This window comes from Enterococcus sp. M-BR2, from assembly GCF_056612775.1.
Genome location: NZ_CM152743.1, coordinates 1,978,615 through 1,998,585, shown reverse-complemented (window position 1 = coordinate 1,998,585; position 19,971 = coordinate 1,978,615). Strand labels below are relative to the sequence as shown.

14 protein-coding genes are annotated in these 19,971 nt (G+C 40.7%); 7 read left to right on the top strand and 7 right to left on the bottom strand.

Annotated elements, in window-relative coordinates:
- The first annotated feature begins 100 nt into the window (after positions 1–100).
- Positions 101–289, top strand: a complete 189-nt coding sequence (locus tag AC1F25_RS09715; protein ID WP_104835490.1) for a hypothetical protein — start codon at positions 101–103, stop codon at positions 287–289.
- Between the two features lie 311 nt (positions 290–600).
- Here AC1F25_RS09715 and AC1F25_RS09710 read toward each other — a convergent pair whose 3' ends face one another.
- The 5 genes from AC1F25_RS09710 to AC1F25_RS09690 all read right to left on the bottom strand — a co-directional run bounded on the left by AC1F25_RS09710 (position 601) and on the right by AC1F25_RS09690 (position 6,241).
- On the bottom strand, positions 601–2,232 hold the full coding sequence (locus AC1F25_RS09710) for a hypothetical protein (protein WP_123861101.1): 1,632 nt from the start codon (positions 2,230–2,232) through the stop codon (positions 601–603).
- Positions 2,233–2,425: 193 nt separating this feature from the next.
- Positions 2,426–3,391, bottom strand: coding sequence for a biotin--[acetyl-CoA-carboxylase] ligase (locus AC1F25_RS09705; RefSeq protein ID WP_002344796.1), 966 nt, complete (start codon positions 3,389–3,391; stop codon positions 2,426–2,428).
- A gap of 155 nt (positions 3,392–3,546) precedes the next feature.
- Entirely contained in the window at positions 3,547–4,353 is an 807-nt protein-coding gene (locus tag AC1F25_RS09700; RefSeq protein WP_087062883.1) for an ABC transporter ATP-binding protein, read from the bottom strand.
- Positions 4,350–5,255 carry an ABC transporter permease gene (locus AC1F25_RS09695; RefSeq protein WP_002320483.1) on the bottom strand — a complete coding sequence of 302 codons (906 nt, stop codon included), beginning with the start codon at positions 5,253–5,255 and terminating at the stop codon, positions 4,350–4,352. The genes AC1F25_RS09700 and AC1F25_RS09695 overlap by 4 nt, the downstream gene beginning before the upstream one ends.
- A gap of 17 nt (positions 5,256–5,272) precedes the next feature.
- Complete coding sequence (locus AC1F25_RS09690) at positions 5,273–6,241, bottom strand: ABC transporter substrate-binding protein (RefSeq protein ID WP_002314279.1); 969 nt, start codon at positions 6,239–6,241, stop codon at positions 5,273–5,275.
- A 726-nt stretch (positions 6,242–6,967) separates the two neighbouring features.
- Here AC1F25_RS09690 and rpoB point away from each other — a divergent pair.
- The gene (rpoB, locus tag AC1F25_RS09685; RefSeq protein ID WP_479994075.1) at positions 6,968–10,585 is read left to right on the top strand and encodes a DNA-directed RNA polymerase subunit beta; all 3,618 of its coding nucleotides are present in this window, start codon (positions 6,968–6,970) and stop codon (positions 10,583–10,585) included.
- Between the two features lie 78 nt (positions 10,586–10,663).
- Complete coding sequence (rpoC, locus tag AC1F25_RS09680; RefSeq protein WP_002295965.1) at positions 10,664–14,317, top strand: DNA-directed RNA polymerase subunit beta'; 3,654 nt, start codon at positions 10,664–10,666, stop codon at positions 14,315–14,317.
- A gap of 301 nt (positions 14,318–14,618) precedes the next feature.
- Here rpoC and AC1F25_RS09675 read toward each other — a convergent pair whose 3' ends face one another.
- Entirely contained in the window at positions 14,619–15,476 is an 858-nt protein-coding gene (locus tag AC1F25_RS09675; RefSeq protein WP_138315249.1) for a hypothetical protein, read from the bottom strand.
- 289 nt (positions 15,477–15,765) lie between these two features.
- Between AC1F25_RS09675 and msrA the strand changes: the two genes are divergently transcribed.
- The gene (gene msrA / locus AC1F25_RS09670; RefSeq protein WP_002310548.1) at positions 15,766–16,293 is read left to right on the top strand and encodes a peptide-methionine (S)-S-oxide reductase MsrA; all 528 of its coding nucleotides are present in this window, start codon (positions 15,766–15,768) and stop codon (positions 16,291–16,293) included.
- Positions 16,294–16,364: 71 nt separating this feature from the next.
- Here msrA and AC1F25_RS09665 read toward each other — a convergent pair whose 3' ends face one another.
- Positions 16,365–17,051 (bottom strand): prepilin peptidase, encoded by a 687-nt coding sequence (locus tag AC1F25_RS09665; RefSeq protein ID WP_002335261.1) that lies wholly within the window; start codon positions 17,049–17,051, stop codon positions 16,365–16,367.
- A gap of 79 nt (positions 17,052–17,130) precedes the next feature.
- Here AC1F25_RS09665 and AC1F25_RS09660 point away from each other — a divergent pair, with 79 nt between their 5' ends.
- From AC1F25_RS09660 to rplM, 3 genes are all read left to right on the top strand, one after another.
- The gene (locus AC1F25_RS09660; RefSeq protein WP_479994074.1) at positions 17,131–18,669 is read left to right on the top strand and encodes a gluconokinase; all 1,539 of its coding nucleotides are present in this window, start codon (positions 17,131–17,133) and stop codon (positions 18,667–18,669) included.
- Between the two features lie 119 nt (positions 18,670–18,788).
- Positions 18,789–19,256, top strand: coding sequence for a Dps family protein (locus tag AC1F25_RS09655; RefSeq protein ID WP_002310545.1), 468 nt, complete (start codon positions 18,789–18,791; stop codon positions 19,254–19,256).
- 275 nt (positions 19,257–19,531) lie between these two features.
- Positions 19,532–19,960 carry a 50S ribosomal protein L13 gene (rplM, locus tag AC1F25_RS09650; protein ID WP_002323724.1) on the top strand — a complete coding sequence of 143 codons (429 nt, stop codon included), beginning with the start codon at positions 19,532–19,534 and terminating at the stop codon, positions 19,958–19,960.
- Positions 19,961–19,971 lie beyond the last annotated feature (11 nt).

The following is a 19,971-nucleotide window of genomic DNA, read 5'->3' as shown; positions in this document are numbered from 1 at the left end:
GAGATGGAAACACGAGAATGTCAGATAGGGGGGATGGGATGCGTTGATTTTTTAGTTGTAAGTTGGTTGCTACATAGATAATAAAAGGGGAGTAATTTGATTGAAAAAAAAAATCATTGGTAGTCTATTACTATCAACGCTAGTGTTGACGAGTATGATAAATATGTTCATCAATGAAGACTTGCAAGCGGAAAATCACGTGCTCAATATCAGTCGTACGCTTCAAGAAGAAAAGGTGAACTATCTCAATCCTAGGGGAGAAGATGGTATCAGCAATGCCTGCCACTGATAGTCATCGAAAACTATCGCGCAGGTTCTATCGGCTCTATTGACATCGTTCCTCAATGATCTTTTGATAAAAAGACGATGAAAAATAGATAAGAATCAAAGCACATAACCTATGATTTTCATAGGTACGTTCACAAAGGACTAGCAAATAGTCCTTTGTGGGTATCATAAAAACTGAATAGTAAAAGAAAACATAATAGCTTTATCACCATTGATAGAAAAGCGATAGATGTATCCAGTTCAAGGAGCATCTATCGCTTTTTGCTTTACGGTACGCCAATGAAGAGAGAGCAGGCGGATAAAAATCCTGTGCTAGAGTTCGTGAGTGGTTGGGCATCCTTTCTTTGGATTTACTTCCTGTCTGTTGGTGTCATTGGATACAGTGGTATTTAACTCTTTGAGCTCATTGGCAGGTATATTTACATTAAGGATCTTTGTTTCACTTCGCTTTCTGTCTGCTGATAAATGGTTAAAATTATTTTCTTCTGGTCTTTTTGATAAAAGAGTATTTAACTCTTTGAGCTCATTGGCAGGTATATTCATATTAAGGATCTTTATTTCGCTTCGCTTTCTGTCTACTGATAAATGGTTAAAATTATTTTCTTCTGGTATTTCTGATAAAGGAGTAGATAGTATTTCTTCAATGTTTTTTTTATTAGAATTACTAGCTACAGAATGTTCCGAATCAATATCACTAGCAGTAATGTTCTCTGTCAGTTCATGGAAATTATTGACATGGATCATATCTGTCCTTCCGTTGTTATCTTCGCTTAGTATGGAATCTAATTTGTTATCTACCGAAATATTTTTAGTAAACGTCAAATTTATATTAAAAGAATCTAGGGTGTCTGTTATTTGAACAAATGATTTTTCTGGAGTTGTTGTTATATGTTTATTTTGAGGCAACATTGTTTGTGATAGATTATTACTATCTAGATTAGCGTTTATTTGAGTATTATCACTAGTTGAGTCTTGCATTTCTTTATTTTCATTTGTTGACTGTACAGCAGATGAAGTAGGAGTTTTTTGTGATAGATTATTACTATCTAGATTAGCGTCTATTTGAGAATTATTGCTAGTTGAGCCTTGCATTTCTTTATTTTCATTTGTTGTCTGTATAGCAGATGAAGTAAGTGTTTTTTCTTTTAGAAGCCGGACATTTCTAGCTTCTACCGGTTGGTTAGTTAGTTGGCTTCTTTCTAGCGCGTTCTCGATCAGTTTTTTAGCTGCAGGGAAATTAGTATATATCAATTGATCGACATACTCAATAGATGAGAACATCTTAGAGAAAGCGTCTATTTTTTCCTCTATTTCTTCAGAGGTAGTTTTTCCTATTACATATTGGTCCAGAATGTGGTTAAAATAAGGAAGATTTTTCTTGTATTCCATTTGGACTACATCTTTAGCTTCTAGACTGTCTTTTTCTTTTTCTAACGTTTTTTTTATGTAGCCTATGACAGTAGGCATAGGCGTAGTGGAGGACAACAGGTCGAGTTGTTGATACGAGGGAATTATATTGATTTCTGTTAAAATTTTTCGGTTCTTTTCGTTAAGTTTTTGTTTTGAAACCCAAAAATAGCGTTTTGGATGCTCCATTTTCTTTTGATTTTTATTTAACTTCGATAAGCGTTTTTCTAAGAAGCTAATCCTCGAATTTACTGTCTGCTTACTTGTGTTTACTTCTAATGCGTTCTTATTAAATTTTTCTATGATTTCAGAAAGTTTTTTGACATTGGAGTCGTTAGATAGGTTTATCAGAAGATTTTGACGCGTGTCTTGTGCGTTTTCTATTTTTTTTTGCAAAGTCTTTATTTTTGTTGCTTTAATTCTCATCTCTTTACTATTCTTAGGTTTCGTCTTTTGTAGTACATTTAAAGTGTTCTTATATGTTTCGATTGTACAGATATGTTTTTTAAATTCTTCTATCTGATTTTCATTCGGCATATGCGTACTCCCTCTCTATTTTACAGTTAGATATACATATGAAGGGTAGCATGATTTATCGGTGTGGGCGAAACGTCTTTTTCTGGTTAATGGAAAAAGTGTAGAGGGTCAGCGTGAGGGAAAATGGTATACGGAGGAAAGCGCAAAAGGACACTGCATAGAAATCGGTGTCCTCTTCAGAGCGCTATTCTTCTCAGGAACCGATAGAGGTAAGGCTGATTTCACCAGAAGATAGGCTCATTTCCTGTTCATTTGTTTGGACGATCAGTTCGCCATGATCGCCGATTTCTTTTGCAAGACCGACATAAGTCGTTCCTTTCTGATTGAACGACACGTTTTTTCCCAATACGAATGATTTTTCTTTATAAAAGGCCAATGCTTTTTTCGGTTGAGAAAGATAGGTGAACAATTCTTGCCAGATTTTGCTGATTAGCTGATTCCTTGTGATACTCGCTTGTCCATCAGGAAAGACAGAGGTGGCTTTTTCTTGGAGATCAGCTGGAAAATGATTTTGAGGAACAGAAAAATTCAGCCCAATCCCGATAATGATATGACTGATCCTGCCACTTTCCATATCACTGACTGCTTCAGATAAAATCCCACAGACTTTTTTTCCATCCATGTAGATGTCATTGACCCATTTGATCGAAGCAGAGCGACCGGCAACCGATTCAATGGCTTTCACACAGGCACTAGCTGCGATGATCGTATATTGAGGCAGTTCATCAAAACGTTTGTCTGGATGGAGCAAGAGACTCATGTAGATTCCTCGTCCAGGTTCGGCAAAAAAAGGTCGTCCAAAACGCCCACGAGCTTGTTCTTGTGTATCAGCAACAAATAACTTCGAAACAGAATCTCCGTGAACTGCTGCCAGTTTGGCATCTTTCATCGTAGATTCAGAAGTCAACATCGTTTGTACCTTCAAATCGGGAATAAAAGACCGTAGCTCTTGCTGGATTTCTTTTGCATCTAGTACGTCAGAGGGCAGGTAACGATACCCTGTAGGCCCGTGCTCAAAACGATAGCCTGCCTTTTCCAATTCTTTGATGGCTTTCCAAATACTTGTCCGGGAAACTTCCAGTTGCTGTGCTAACTTTTCTCCGGAAAGAAAATCTGGTGTCTCCTTCAATAAATGAAGTACTTTGTCTTTTGTTGTCATGGCACCAAGCTCCTTTCCCATCCATTCTATCAGGAAGAAGGAGAGAACAAAATAGTTTTTGAAGAAACAACGGTTGATACATAAAACAAAAACGAAAGAAGGAAAGAGAAAAAAGAAGAGGGTGGGCGTTCATTTTTCTCCCAGCCTCTTTCTGATTATGAAGATAAAAGTACTTGATCGTCTTTCAACGTCGTGCCGCTGTTTTGTTTGAACAACGCCAATAGTTGAGGTACTGTGAGTTGCTGTTTTTCCTCTTGCTGGATATCAACGACGATTCTTCCTTGATGCAACATGATCAGTCGATTTCCATAGAGGATCGCGTCTTCCATATCATGTGTGACCATGAAAGCAGTAAGATTCTGCTCGGTGATCAGCTTTTCTGTCAATTCCATCACCGTTTTGGAAGTAGCCGGGTCAAGCGCTGCGGTGTGCTCATCTAATAAGATTAGTTCTGGACGCTGCAATGTAGCCATTAACAGCGTGATGGCTTGACGTTGTCCCCCAGACAGCAAACCGATTTCTGAGGATAAACGATTTTCCAAACCCAAATTCAGCCGAGCCAGCTGTTCTTTGAAAAACGTTCGATCTTGCGGTTTGACACCACGAAAGAAGCCGCGCTTTTTTCCTCGTTTCATAGCAAGAGCGAGATTTTCTTCTACCGTTAAACGCACGGCTGTCCCTAGTTTAGGATCTTGGAATACGCGACTGATGGATTTCGAACGTTCAACAACGGATTTTTTCGTGATATTTTTTTCATTCAATAAAATCTGTCCCTGATCGACAGAAAATGTACCGGCGATGCTGTTCAGCAAAGTAGATTTACCTGCACCATTTCCGCCGATGATCGTCACGAAGTCACCGGGTTTCAGGGAAAGATTGATACCTTTCAGGACATGGTTTTCGTTGATCGTTCCTTTTTCAAAGGTATGATGGAGATTTTCCAATGTTAAGACGTCATTCATTTGACACTACCGCCTTTCTTTTTTTGAGATAAATGGAATTTTTGCTGAATCTGCGGGAAAGAAAGACAGATTACTAGCACGAAAGCAGAAGCAAGTTTCGAATCACTTGGCTCAACATTCAGTTCGAAGACTAACGCCAAAATAAAGCGGTAAATGACCGCACCTAAAACGACAGTCAAGAGACGGAGAAATAGCGGCTGGTTACGTAACAAAACTTCTGCAATGATGATGGAGGCAAGTCCGATCACGATTGTTCCAATACCAGAATTCAAATCAGCAAAGCCGTTGTTTTGCGCAAGCAAGGAGCCAGAAAGAGCAATGCATCCATTAGAGATCATATAACCGATGATCTTCATATTATCTGTATTGATCCCGTTTGCTTCGCTCATTGCCAGATTATCGCCAGTTGCACGAATGGCAAGACCTGTTTCAGTACGTAAGAACAAAACAAGTAAACATACAACGATCAAAGCAAAAAGCAGACCGACGATCAGTACAGCGTTGTCTTTTGTTATGCCGAATGACTCGACCCAATGAAAGATCGTTGGCTGACCCAATAAAGAGATGTTCGGCGCACCCATCACACGGGATGTGACAGAGTATAAACCAGTCATGGTGATGATCCCTGCAAGAAGGGCGGGAATTTTTAATTTTGTGTGAAGCAGTCCGGAAACAAGTCCCGCTGCCGCACCTCCTAAAAATCCTAGGAGGCAAGCTGTCAATGGATGATAGCCATTTGTAATACTTACTGCCGCAATCCCTGCACCTAAAGGAAAGCTTCCTTCAGCAGTCAAGTCGGCAATGTCCAAGATACGGAAAGTGACATACACACCAATCGCAAGTAGGGCCCATAAGACCCCTTGCGATGCAGATGATAAGAAAAGAGAGAGCAGATTTGTCATGAGAATCCTCCTGTGTTTTATTCAGCTTCTTTGATGCTGTCTGGATTGATGCCTAATGCTTTGGCCATGTCTTTATTGACATACAGTTCCAAATCATTCGCTGTTTCGACAGGAAGTTCACTTGGCTTCTTGCCGTCTAAGATTTTTGCTGCCATGATCCCCGTTTGTTTGCCCAAGCTTTCGTAATCGATTCCTACTGTTGCTAGACCGCCGTCTTTGACTTGATCAACTGCGCCAGCAACGACAGGTGTTTTTGTTTCTTTTGCGACTTCACCGACAACACTTGCCGCACTTGCGAACGTGTTATCAGTAGGAATATAGATTCCATCTACATCTTTAGCTAGACTTTTCGTCACTTGTTGGACATCATTTGTGGAATTTGCTGTCAGTACTTTGACTTTTACGCCCGCTTTTTTCAATTCTTTTTCTGCCAAATCAGCTTGGATCTTAGAGTTGGCTTCACCGTTGTTATACATGATGCCGATTGTTTTGGCGTCTGGCACGATATTTAACAGTAAGCTGATTTGTTTTTCGATTGGCACCATATCTGTCGTGCCAGTCACATTGCCGCCAGGTTTTTCATTGGATGTGACTAAATGAGCTTGTTCCAAGTCTGTGACCGCTGTGACAGTCATCGGGATAGTGGTTGTTTCATTTAATAAAGATTGTGCTGCTGGAGTGGCGATCCCAAGTAGCAAATCAGGATCTTCTTTGACGAGTTTCTCACTCATGCTTTTCAGGTTGTCTTGGTTGTTTTGGGCATTTTGATAATCGATTGTTAAATTATCGCCTTCTTTATACCCTTCTTCTGCTAATCCTTCTTTGAATCCTTTATAGGCAGCGTCTAACGAGTTATGCTGTACAAGTTGCAATACGCCAATTGTTTTTTGTCCATCTGATGCCTCTGCGGAATTATCTTTTTGTGCGCAACCTCCTAAAGCTAGTAGCAGGGCAGCGCCTAATCCAATTAATATATTTTTTTTCATTTCTTTTTCCTCCTTAATTTTGGGAAACAAAAAATCCATTCAGACAAAATGTCCAAATGGATTGAAAAGTCGGAAAATAAATTGAAAAGTAGAATGCTTGATACTTTTACTTTGTATTTTCACTGCTCAGCCACTTAGCATTTTGTCTACGTGGCTTTTTGCTGCAATACAAAGTTCTTTAGCCATCATAGATACAAACTGTCGTTTAACGTTTGTATCCATCATGATGAATACAAACCTATCTAAAGTAGCTAAAGAAAAAGTTATTCAGTTGTGTTGGTACGATTTGCTTGATGTTGGTTCGCATAGAAGTTCCTCCACAAAATGAATTTTCTAAAGTATAACCGAGAAAAAACGGTCTGTCAATTAAGAATTGTCAGATAATTGAAAACATAAAATTGAAAACATTAAGAAAACATTGCGAAAAAGCAGAAGAAACGCCAGGAAGTGTTGACTTTTATAGAAAATAAGTGTAGTATATGAAGTTGCAAAAACTATCTGATGAAGAAAAGGCAGAAACGAAATATTGTCCGTTTCGGCTTTAATATAAGGAAACAAAAGTAGAAGCTCACGAAGTAAGGTTTCAAGAGAATGTTCTATTTTTGGTTTTTTTTTGCCTAAAAGCCGCAAAAAATGTCTGTTGTTACCTAGAAATAATATTTGAAATATTATTGTAACAATTGATCGGGTAGTCTTTTTGAATGACATTTTAGAGGGGTGAAGAGCTTGGCTGGACACGTAGTAAAATACGGAAAACATCGCGAACGTAGAAGTTTCGCAAGAATCAGTGAAGTGTTGGAATTACCAAATTTGATCGAAATTCAAACAGACTCTTACCAATGGTTCTTAGATGAGGAACTTAGAGAAATGTTTGAAGACATTTTGCCAATCGATGACTTCAATGGCAATCTATCTTTGGAATTTGTAGATTATGAATTGAAAGAACCAAAGTATACAGTAGCAGAAGCTCGTGCGCATGATGCAAACTACTCTGCACCATTACATGTAACATTGCGTTTGACAAACCGCGAGACTGGCGAAATCAAAGCACAAGAAGTATTCTTCGGTGATTTCCCATTAATGACAGAACAAGGAACATTCATCATCAACGGGGCAGAGCGAGTAATCGTTTCTCAGTTAGTCCGTTCACCAGGTGTCTATTTCCATGGAAAAGTCGACAAAAACGGAAAAGAAGGATTCGGTTCTACTGTTATCCCTAACCGTGGCGCTTGGTTAGAAATGGAAACTGATGCAAAAGACATCTCTTATGTACGTATCGACCGTACACGTAAGATTCCTTTAACCGTATTAGTTCGTGCGTTAGGATTTGGTTCCGATGATACGATCTTTGAAATCTTCGGCGACAGCGAAACATTACGCAATACAGTCGAAAAAGACTTGCATAAAAACGCAAGCGACTCAAGAACAGAAGAAGGTTTGAAAGACGTCTACGAACGTTTGCGTCCAGGCGAACCAAAAACAGCAGACAGCTCACGTAACTTGCTGAATGCTCGTTTCTTCGATCCAAAACGTTACGACTTAGCAAACGTTGGTCGTTACAAAGTAAACAAAAAATTAGATTTAAAAACACGTCTATTGAATCTGACATTAGCTGAAACATTAGTTGATCCAGAAACAGGCGAGATCATCGTTGAAAAAGGAACAGTCTTGACTCACCAAGTCATGGAAACATTAGCTCCTTTCATTGATAACGGTCTAAATTCAGTGACTTACTATCCATCAGAAGATGGTGTGGTCACAGATCCAATGACTGTCCAAATCATCAAAGTATTTTCACCAAGAGATCCTGAACGTGAAGTGAACGTGATTGGAAACGGCTATCCAGAAGCAGCTGTAAAAACAGTTCGTCCAGCCGACATCATTGCTTCAATGAGCTATTTCTTGAACTTGATGGAAGGTATCGGCAATGTTGATGATATCGACCACTTAGGAAATCGTCGTATCCGTTCAGTCGGCGAACTTTTACAAAACCAATTCCGTATCGGGCTAGCACGTATGGAACGTGTGGTTCGTGAAAGAATGTCGATCCAAGATACTGAAACATTGACACCTCAACAATTGATCAATATCCGTCCAGTTGTGGCAAGTATCAAAGAATTCTTTGGTTCTTCTCAGTTGTCACAGTTCATGGATCAAACAAACCCTCTTGGCGAATTGACACACAAACGTCGTCTTTCAGCCTTAGGACCTGGCGGATTGACTCGTGATCGTGCCGGTTATGAAGTTCGTGACGTTCACTACTCCCACTATGGCCGTATGTGTCCGATCGAAACTCCTGAAGGCCCAAACATCGGGTTGATCAATAGTTTGTCCAGTTATGCGAAAGTAAATAAATTCGGATTTATCGAAACACCTTATCGTCGTGTAGACCGCGAAACTGGTCGTGTTACTGACCAAATCGACTACTTGACAGCAGATATCGAAGACCATTACATCGTAGCCCAAGCAAACAGCCCATTGAATGAAGATGGAACATTTGCTCAAGACGTTGTTATGGCTCGTGCTCAAAGTGAAAACTTAGAAGTATCTATTGATAAAGTAGACTACATGGACGTATCACCTAAACAAGTAGTTGCCGTTGCGACAGCATGTATTCCTTTCTTGGAAAACGATGACTCCAATCGTGCCTTGATGGGTGCCAACATGCAGCGTCAAGCAGTGCCGTTGATCAATCCTCAAGCACCATGGGTTGGTACTGGTATGGAATACAAATCAGCGCATGACTCAGGAGCTGCTTTGTTATGTAAACATGACGGTGTCGTTGAATACGTTGATGCTTCTGAAATCCGCGTACGCCGCGACAACGGTGCATTAGATAAATACGATGTAACAAAATTCCGTCGTTCAAACTCCGGAACAAGCTACAACCAACGTCCAATCGTTCATTTGGGTGAGAAAGTCGAAAAAGGGGATACTCTGGCAGACGGACCATCTATGGAACAAGGCGAAATGGCTCTAGGTCAAAACGTTTTAGTTGGTTTCATGACTTGGGAAGGGTACAACTATGAAGATGCGATCATCATGAGCCGTCGTTTGGTAAAAGATGACGTATACACTTCTATTCATATTGAAGAATATGAATCAGAAGCCCGCGATACAAAATTAGGACCTGAAGAAATCACACGCGAAATCCCTAATGTTGGGGAAGACGCATTGAAAGATTTAGACGAAATGGGTATTATCCGTATCGGCGCAGAAGTCCAAGATGGCGATTTGCTTGTAGGGAAAGTCACGCCAAAAGGGGTAACAGAATTATCTGCAGAAGAACGTCTATTGCATGCGATCTTTGGCGAAAAAGCTCGTGAAGTCCGCGATACATCATTACGTGTACCGCATGGCGGCGGCGGGATCGTTCACGATGTGAAAATCTTTACTCGTGAAGCTGGAGATGAATTGTCACCAGGCGTAAACATGTTAGTTCGTGTTTATATCGTTCAAAAACGTAAAATCCATGAAGGGGATAAAATGGCCGGTCGTCACGGAAATAAAGGGGTTGTATCCCGTATTATGCCGGAAGAAGATATGCCATTCCTACCTGATGGAACACCAATCGATATCATGCTGAATCCTTTAGGGGTGCCTTCACGTATGAACATCGGACAAGTATTGGAATTACACTTGGGTATGGCTGCACGTCAGTTGGGTATCCACGTAGCAACGCCAGTATTCGATGGTGCAAGTGATGAAGACGTATGGGAAACAGTTCGTGAAGCCGGTATGGCCAGCGATGCGAAAACTGTTCTGTACGACGGACGTACAGGTGAGCCATTTGACGGACGTGTGTCTGTCGGTGTAATGTACATGATCAAACTTGCTCACATGGTTGATGACAAATTGCATGCACGTTCAATCGGACCTTACTCATTGGTTACACAACAACCATTGGGAGGTAAAGCTCAATTTGGTGGACAACGTTTTGGTGAAATGGAAGTATGGGCACTGGAAGCTTACGGTGCGGCTTATACTTTACAAGAAATCTTGACATACAAATCAGATGACGTAGTCGGACGTGTGAAAACATACGAAGCAATCGTCAAAGGTGAACCAATTCCAAAACCAGGTGTACCGGAATCCTTCCGCGTATTGGTGAAAGAATTGCAATCACTAGGTCTGGACATGCGTGTCTTGGATATCGAAGAGACAGAAATCGAGCTTCGCGACATGGACGATGAAGACGACGATTTGATTACTGTTGATGCTTTGACAAAATTTGCCGAACAGCAAACTGCCAAAGAATTAGAAAAGAAAGCTGCTGAACAAGTGGAAGATGAAAGAGACGATGTCATCCAAAACTTTGAAACCGCAGAAGATAATTTAGACTAATCCGGTCTATGAGCTGCAAGGCGGTCGAAGATCAGCCGTCTTGCGGTTTGCCATTAAATGAAATGGAGGGAACCCCTTTTGATCGATGTAAATAAATTCGAAAGTATGCAAATAGGTTTGGCTTCTCCCGAAAAAATCAGAAGCTGGTCTTACGGTGAAGTAAAAAAACCTGAGACGATTAACTATCGTACCTTAAAACCTGAACGCGAAGGGTTGTTCTGTGAGCGGATTTTTGGTCCTACAAAAGACTGGGAATGTGCCTGCGGAAAATACAAACGTATCCGTTATAAAGGAATCGTTTGTGATCGATGCGGAGTGGAAGTTACTCGTTCGAAAGTTCGCCGTGAACGCATGGGACATATTGAATTAGCAGCTCCTGTTTCACATATCTGGTACTTTAAAGGGATTCCTTCACGTATGGGTCTTGTATTAGACATGAGCCCACGCGCTTTGGAAGAAATCATTTATTTTGCTTCATATGTGGTTATCGAACCAGGAAACACGAATTTAGAGAAAAAACAATTGTTGACAGAACGCGAATATCGCGAAAAACGTGAACAATATGGACAAGAATTCCAAGCTGCTATGGGTGCAGAAGCGATCAAACAATTACTTGATAATGTTGATCTAGATGCAGAAGCAGCCGAATTGAAAGAAGAATTGAAATCTGCACAAGGACAAAAACGTACACGTGCAATCCGCCGGTTGGATATTTTAGAAGCATTCCGCGCTTCAGGAAATCAACCAAGCTGGATGGTTATGGATGTTATCCCTGTTATTCCACCAGATTTGCGCCCAATGGTTCAATTAGAAGGTGGACGTTTTGCAACAAGTGACTTGAATGATCTTTACCGTCGTGTCATCAACCGTAATAACCGTTTGAAACGTTTATTAGACTTGAACGCACCTGGAATCATCGTTCAAAACGAAAAACGCATGTTGCAAGAAGCAGTAGATGCATTGATCGATAACGGTCGTCGCGGACGTCCAGTAACTGGACCAGGTAACCGCCCATTGAAATCTCTTTCTCATATGTTGAAAGGGAAACAAGGTCGTTTCCGTCAAAACTTGCTAGGTAAACGTGTGGACTACTCCGGTCGTTCCGTTATCGTTGTTGGACCTTTCTTGAAGATGTACCAATGTGGACTTCCAAAAGAAATGGCCATTGAATTATTCAAACCATTCGTGATGCGTGAGCTTGTTCAACGTGAACTAGCTTCAAACATCAAAAATGCGAAACGTAAAATCGAACGTCAAGAAGACGAAGTATGGGATGTTTTAGAAGACGTAATCAAGGAACACCCAGTATTGCTGAACCGGGCACCTACGCTTCACCGACTTGGTATCCAAGCATTCGAACCAGTTTTAGTACAAGGACGCGCAATCCGTTTGCATCCACTTGTATGTGAAGCTTATAATGCCGATTTCGATGGAGACCAAATGGCTGTCCACGTGCCATTGAATGAAGAAGCACAAGCAGAAGCACGTATGTTGATGTTAGCTGCTCAAAACATCTTGAACCCTAAAGATGGTAAACCAGTTGTTACTCCTTCTCAAGATATGGTTCTAGGTAACTACTACTTGACAATGGAAGAAGAAGGACGCGAAGGCGAAGGAATGGTCTTCAGAGATCAAAACGAAGCCGTTATCGCATGGCGCAACGGATACGTTCATTTACATTCACGTATCGGTGTGAACCCTAACTCATTAGGAGAAAAACCATTTACTGAATGGCAAAAAGAACGTACGATGATCACAACAGTTGGTAAGATCATCTTCAACGAGATCATGCCTCCTGAATTCCCTTATCTGAATGAACCAACAGACTTCAACTTGACTGTCCAAACACCGGACAAATACTTCGTTGAAGCTGGTACGGATATTCCTGCACATATCAAAGAGCAAGAATTAGTGTTACCGTTCAAGAAGAAAAACTTAGGGAACATCATCGCAGAAGTCTTCAAACGATTCAAAGTAACAGAAACTTCTAAGATGCTTGACCGTATGAAAGACTTAGGGTACAAACATTCAACACATGCCGGTATCACAGTAGGGATTGCTGACATCAGTGTACTGAATGAAAAACAAGAAATCATTGAAAATGCCCATAAACAAGTTGAAACTATTACAAAACAATTCCGTCGTGGTCTGATTACAGATGACGAACGTTATGAACGTGTCATTGCTGTTTGGAACGCTGCAAAAGACAGCATCCAACAAAAACTGATGGAAGGTTTGGAAGCGAAAAACCCAATCTTCATGATGTCTGATTCTGGAGCTCGTGGGAACATTTCCAACTTTACACAGCTTGCCGGAATGCGTGGTTTGATGGCCGCTCCTAATGGTCGAATCATGGAATTGCCAATCATTTCGAACTTCCGTGAAGGACTATCTGTCTTGGAAATGTTTATCTCAACTCACGGAGCTCGTAAAGGGATGACCGATACAGCCTTGAAGACTGCCGATTCAGGTTACTTGACTCGTCGTCTGGTTGATGTGGCCCAAGATGTAATTATCCGTGAAGAAGATTGCGGTACTGACCGAGGTCTTGAAATCCAAGCAATCCGTGAAGGAAATGAAATCATCGAATCATTAGAAGATCGTTTGGTGGGACGTTACACTCGTAAAGAAGTACGTCATCCTGAAACAAATGAATTGATTATCGCAGGAAACCAATTGATTTCCGAAGACATTGCAAAACAAATTGTTGATGCAGGTGTCGAAACAGTGACGATCCGTTCTGTCTTCACATGTAATACAAAACATGGTGTCTGCAAACATTGTTACGGACGCAACCTTGCAACTGGCTCTGACGTTGAAGTCGGAGAAGCAGTTGGTACGATCGCCGCTCAATCAATCGGTGAACCTGGTACTCAGTTGACGATGCGTACATTCCATACGGGTGGGGTTGCCGGAGACGATATCACTCAAGGTCTTCCTCGTGTCCAAGAAATCTTTGAAGCACGTAATCCGAAAGGGCAAGCAGTAATTACAGAAGTAACAGGGGATGTCATCGATATCTCAGAAGATCCTGCAACACGTACCAAAGAAGTAACAATCAAAGGAAAAACAGATACACGTACGTATACTGTTCCTTATACAGCACGTATGAAAGTAGCAGAAGGCGATATGATCCACCGTGGCGCACCATTGACAGAAGGATCAATCGATCCAAAACAATTGTTGCAAGTCCGCGATGTATTATCTGTTGAAAACTACTTGCTTCGTGAAGTACAACGCGTTTACCGTATGCAAGGGGTAGAAATCGGCGACAAGCATATCGAAGTAATGGTTCGTCAAATGCTGCGTAAAGTTCGTGTAATGGATCCAGGTGATACAGATATCTTACCAGGTACATTATTAGACATCGCAGACTTTAAAGATCAAAACTACAATACGCTAGTCTCAGGAGGCGTTCCTGCAACTTCTCGACCTGTCTTGCTAGGTATCACAAAAGCATCATTAGAAACAAATAGTTTCTTATCTGCTGCATCATTCCAAGAAACAACTCGTGTCTTGACGGATGCTGCGATCCGCGGTAAGAAAGATCCTCTTCTTGGTTTGAAAGAAAATGTTATTATCGGTAAGATCATCCCAGCTGGTACTGGTATGCAACGTTACCGTGACATGGAACCAAAAGAAGTCGGTGTAGCAAGCGAAAATGTCTACAGTATTTCAGATATTGAAGCGCAAATGGCTGCAGAAGATGCAATGAACAATCAAACAAAATAGAGGTTGTGACAGAAGTGGTCAGCTTCAAGAAATAAGAAAAAATTTACGAAAATTGCTTCTCAAATTTTTGTGAAATTTCGGCTTATTTCCGAAGAAGTTACTTCTGGAACACCGTGTATAAGAGGTTGTGAAATCAGCGTTTTGACCTGAGTATTAGAGAAATAAACGGAAAAATAGTTCCTCATATTTTGCCGTTTGTTGAACTAATACCGAGGGTCAGCTGATTGAACACCGTTTATTCGGAAAAAGGGATTGTGACAAAATCTTGTCACAATCCCTTTTTTTGCTTATACGAAGTAGCTTACCTCTCATTTGTTTGGTTAGAAGAAAGAGTGGGAGATGATTTTGAAGCTACAGGTTTTGCTATATCAGCTGACTGTTCATTACCTATCATTTCTTGATATATATAAGAAATTGCGGATCTGGATAGACCGAAAAACGATGCAATATGTCTTTGTTTGATATCAGGTATTGTTAAGGCTTGTTGGACTTGATTACGTAATTCTTGTGATATAAATCGCCCTTGTTTGCTGGAAACTTCGCCAATTCTCTCACGCAAAAGCTGATGAGTATATCGTTTATCAATGATATCATACTCTTTTTCAAATTTTTTTTGGGACATAGTATTTACTGTAGACTTGGATACGCCAAAAAATAAGGCAATCTGACTTTGATTAAGATCAGGCAATGTTAAGGCTTGTTGGATTTGATCGTACACTTCTTGCGGTATTCGTTTTTCTCTTCCTTTTTGAAAAGAAACATTGCCAAATATCTCATATAGACGCTGCTGAGCACTATTTGCAACATTTCCTTCTACTGAACTGTCCATTTTTTGCTTATCCGCAACAAAGGCTGACTCTGAACCAGCAGAAGTAGATGGGGTTGGTTCTTCGACTGCTTGTTGATGGAGGATCGAATCGGGCAATATTTCCGCTAGTTCATTGATGACTTGCCTCTCGTTTTCGCTGAGCGTTAGAGAATCATCATTTGAAGGAAAATCAAATTCGTGTGAAGGAAAATCAAATTCATGTGAAAGAAAATCAAATTCGTGGGGTGGTGCTGGAGGCGTTTTTATTTTTTTGTTCGCTTTAGTTAATAGTTCATCAAATGCAATAAAGTCAGTGGGTGTATCTGAATGTTTTCTTTTTGCTTTAGGCATAGTTATCCCTCCGATAATATGGATTTATTTATTCGCATGAAAAAATAAAGGTACATAATTTTGGGATAAGCATACCATATAAAACTTATACACAACGTGGTTGAAAAGACAACTTTTTCTTGCCTGTGGAAAAAATGATTCGATACAATTGTCATAGTTATCCACAACCAATTGAAAAAGAAGGAAAATGAAGAAAAATCTGCTAAAATACCGGCAGGGGGTAAAAAACGAGCAAAATAATTTTAATTATCTATAAAACAGGTATGATGAGAAAAAAGGGGGATTTTATATGACAAAAAAAGCAGTTTTCGCAGGCGGATGCTTTTGGTGTATGGTCAAACCATTTGAAGAGCAGCCAGGGATCATTTCTGTGACATCCGGTTATACAGGCGGGCATGTACCAAATCCAACTTACGAACAAGTAACAACAGGCACAACAGGGCATACAGAAGCCGTAGAGATCGAATATGACCCAGAAGTTATTTCTTATGATCAGTTGGTGGAAATCTATTGGCAGCAAACCGATCCGACTGACGCGTTAGGACAGTTCGCTGATCGTGGTGATTCTTATCGACCAGTGATCTACTATAGTGATGAAGAAGAACGAAACATTGCAGAGCGTTCAAAACAAGCATTGCAAGACAGCGGACGATTCGATAAGCCAATCGTGACAAAAATCGAACCAAGAAGCGAATTTTATCCTGCAGAAGATTATCATCAGGATTATTACAAGAAAAACAAGCTCCATTACAATCTTTATCGAGAAGGTTCTGGACGTGCCGGTTTCATTCGTCGACATTGGGGCGACAAGAAATAAGAAGCCGAAAAAGCTACTTTTGGAACACTGTATATCAGAGGTTGTGACAAGTCGTTTGTCACAACCTTTTTTCAATACCTAAAATGAAGGACGATCAGCAGGGCACTACTCAAAAAAGGAATGAAAGGCAGCTTTTCCAACTTTTTTTTATGACAGATAAAGTAAACAGAAAAAAAGGATATTCCAAACAGGCTAGCCAGAAACAAGACCCGAAGCAACTCTTCCAGAGGCAAGCCCCCACTCCAAGAAAGCACCAACAGAGTATCGCCAGCACCGAGATAGGATTGACCATAGCGAAGGCATGCAGCGCCTACGATGAACGTTAACAACATACTGTGCCATTGGAAAACGCCGGCCTGCAACCAAAAAATCCATAAGACAGCCCAGGAGCAGAATAGCGTGTGAGAATGGACCATGAAGTAAAACAAGTCCATCAACGAAAATAGCAAAGCCGAAAGCACCCAAATGAACGTCGAAAAATTTCTTGCGGAAGAAAAAGTAAAGAACCAGACAAAAAGACCACCACATAAGACTTCTGCCAACAAATAGTAGAAGGGCAACCGACACCGGCAATAGCGGCAGCGAAATCGTTGGACGATGATCGAAAGAATCGGAATCAATTCATACCAAGAAAGCGAACGACAGCATTTGACACAATGAGATCTAGGATAAATAATAGAGTGACCTAACGGAATCCGCTGGGCGGTTAAACATAAAAATGACCCAATACAGCAACCAATGATAAAATAAAGTAACACGCCATCTCCCCCTTTTCAAAACCAAGATACGCAAGCTTAAACTAAATTTTTGTACATACATAAAATTTGAGGTGAAAAAATGAACGTTTCAATCGGATTAGATATCGGAACCACACAAACCAAAGCAGTTGCTTTCACAGATGAAGCCCAAGAAGCAGCATCCGCTTATTTTCGCTACCCTTTGATCCAAGAAACACAAGGGATGGCAGAACAAGATCAGGAATTGATCTTTCAGGGCGTCTGCACCGTTATAAAAGAAGTAATTAAACAGTTGCCTTCAGACACGACCATTCAATTTGTCTCCTTCTCCTCTGCGATGCATAGCCTGATATTGTTGGATGAAGAGAAAACACCGTTATCTCGAATGATCACTTGGGCAGATAACCGAGCAGCGGACGAAGCAGAAAGACTGAAATATACCGTGCTTGGCAAAGAATTTTATCGGCAGACTGGGACACCGATTCATCCAATGACACCATTGAACAAAATCAAGTGGTTGCAAAACAGCCAACCTGAATTATTTAAAAAAACTGCTTATTTTGTCGGTATCAAAGACTATATTTTTTATAGATTGTTTGGAGAACTCATCAGCGACTACGGAACAGCTTCAGGAACTGGATACTTTGATATCCATGAATTCCAATGGGCAGAAGAAGTGCTTGACTACTTGGGCATTCGAACAGAACAATTGCCGCAAGTGTTTCCTTCCACCTATCAAGTAACAGGTCTACCGTCAGAAACAGCAGCAGAACTAGGTTTGCCAAATGATATATCATTTGTTTTGGGAGGGGCAGACGGCCCGCTTTCTAATCTAGGGCTAGGCGCTTTTGGTGATACGATTGCCGCTTTGACCGTAGGAACGAGCGGAGCACTTCGTTTTATTACTACTCAGCCTCAGTTCCATCCAGAAATGGAGACGTTTTGTTATGTTCTGGATCAGAAACATTGGGTAGTAGGAGGAGCGACTAGCAATGGTGCTGGCATCTTTGATTGGGCAGGGCATACATTTTTACAGGAAGTCGTTCAATCTGCTAAAGAAAAAGGTGAAAATCCATATGATGCACTGCTTTCAGCTATTGCTTTTGTGCCAGCGGGTGCCAATGGTCTGATTTTTCATCCCTATTTGCTTGGCGAGCGAGCACCGCTTTGGGACGCAGATGCGTTTGGTAGTTTTATCGGCTTACAGCGGCAACATACAGAAAAAGAAATGATGAAGGCGATTCTAGAGGGGATCTGTCTCAATCTTTATCGGATTTTAAAAGGAGTTTGCCAAGAAAATCAGCTCACAGAGATCCGTGCTACAGGCGGGTTTGCTCAATCTCCGATTTTTCGTCAGATGATGGCTGATGTACTAGGGTACCCGCTTGTTTTCCCTACTGTTACAGAAGCATCCGCATTAGGAGCTGTGATTTTAGGCTGGCGAAGCATCGGAAAGATTCAAAGTATCAGTGAAGCACAGGAATTGATAGAATTGAAAGAGCAAGTCGGAGTACAAGAAAACGATCATAAAAAATATCAGAAAATCTATCCATTATTTGTTTCGACACAAAAGCATTTAGCACAGACTTATCAGCAATTTGCTCAACTGCGAGAAGAATTAGCTGATTCTGAAAAATGATTGGCTTTACGGATAAAAAAGCGAAATGAAAATCGTTCTCAGGTAAATGATTTTGTTGTACTTTTCATTAAAAGTCTACTATTATTTTAAGTGTAAGAAAATGTTAGGAGGCAAGAAAGATGAAATTCCAACAAACCAAAGAAGTATTAAATCAATTAGTTGCAGATCTAAGCCAAATGTCTGTTGTTGTTCACCAAACACATTGGTACATGAGAGGACCAGGTTTCCTTACATTGCACCCAATGATGGATGAGTTCATGGACGATTTGAACGCTCAGTTAGATGAAGTATCCGAACGCTTGATCACATTAGACGGTTCACCTTATTCTACATTGCGTGAATTTGCAGATAACACGAAAATCCCTGATGAAGTAGGACGTTGGGACCGCACGATTCCTGAACGTTTGGAAACACTTGTTGCAGGCTACCGTTATCTAGCAGATCTTTACCAAAAAGGAATCGAAGTTTCTGGAGAAGAAGGCGACGATCCAACACAAGATATCTTTATCGAATTCAAAACAGCCACAGAAAAACGTATCTGGATGATCCAAGCTCATTTGGGCAAAGCGCCAGAGATCGACGCGTAAGCGCGAAACTTATCCTTTTATATAGAAGAAACCGCGGAACAGCATCGTTTCGCGGTTTCTTCTATATTAGAAAACGACCCTTTTACATAAAAAGAAAGGAAAAAAGTAAAGTTTCATGTAATTTTTTCAACCGGTCAAAAAAACGTTGACATTGACCAGATTAGAAGGTAATATGTTAAATGGTATTGTTTGCCCCACAAAGAGCCCCGGAAACTCGAAGTGTATGTCAAACATCAGAACTTAAATTGGAGGAAAATAACGTGCGTACAACATATATGGCCAAACCAGGCGAAGTAGAACGTAAATGGTATGTAGTAGACGCAACTGATGTTCCATTGGGACGTCTTTCAACAGTTGTTGCATCTGTACTACGTGGTAAAAATAAACCAACTTTCACACCTCATTTGGATACTGGCGATTTCGTCATCGTCATCAATGCAGACAAAGTGAAATTAACAGGTAAAAAAGCGACTGACAAAATTTATTACCGTCACAGCAACTACCCAGGAGGATTGAAATCAATCACTGCTGGCGAATTGCGTGCTAAAAATTCTCGTCGTTTGATCGAAACTTCTGTAAAAGGTATGCTTCCTAAAAACACTTTAGGCCGCAAACAATTTACAAAATTGAACGTATACGGTGGAGCAGAACATCCACATGCAGCACAACAACCAGAAGTTTTAGACATCACAAACTTAATCTAATAGGAGGGAAT

Coding starts and splice junctions, on each gene's coding strand:
- AC1F25_RS09710 (WP_123861101.1), bottom strand. CDS start 2,232: ATGCCGAATGAAAATCAGATAGAAGAATTTAAAAAACATATCTGTACA.
- AC1F25_RS09705 (WP_002344796.1), bottom strand. CDS start 3,391: ATGACAACAAAAGACAAAGTACTTCATTTATTGAAGGAGACACCAGAT.
- AC1F25_RS09700 (WP_087062883.1), bottom strand. CDS start 4,353: ATGAATGACGTCTTAACATTGGAAAATCTCCATCATACCTTTGAAAAA.
- AC1F25_RS09695 (WP_002320483.1), bottom strand. CDS start 5,255: ATGACAAATCTGCTCTCTCTTTTCTTATCATCTGCATCGCAAGGGGTC.
- AC1F25_RS09690 (WP_002314279.1), bottom strand. CDS start 6,241: ATGAAAAAAAATATATTAATTGGATTAGGCGCTGCCCTGCTACTAGCT.
- AC1F25_RS09675 (WP_138315249.1), bottom strand. CDS start 15,476: ATGCCTAAAGCAAAAAGAAAACATTCAGATACACCCACTGACTTTATT.
- msrA (WP_002310548.1), top strand. CDS start 15,766: ATGACAAAAAAAGCAGTTTTCGCAGGCGGATGCTTTTGGTGTATGGTC.
- AC1F25_RS09660 (WP_479994074.1), top strand. CDS start 17,131: ATGAACGTTTCAATCGGATTAGATATCGGAACCACACAAACCAAAGCA.
- AC1F25_RS09655 (WP_002310545.1), top strand. CDS start 18,789: ATGAAATTCCAACAAACCAAAGAAGTATTAAATCAATTAGTTGCAGAT.
- rplM (WP_002323724.1), top strand. CDS start 19,532: ATGGCCAAACCAGGCGAAGTAGAACGTAAATGGTATGTAGTAGACGCA.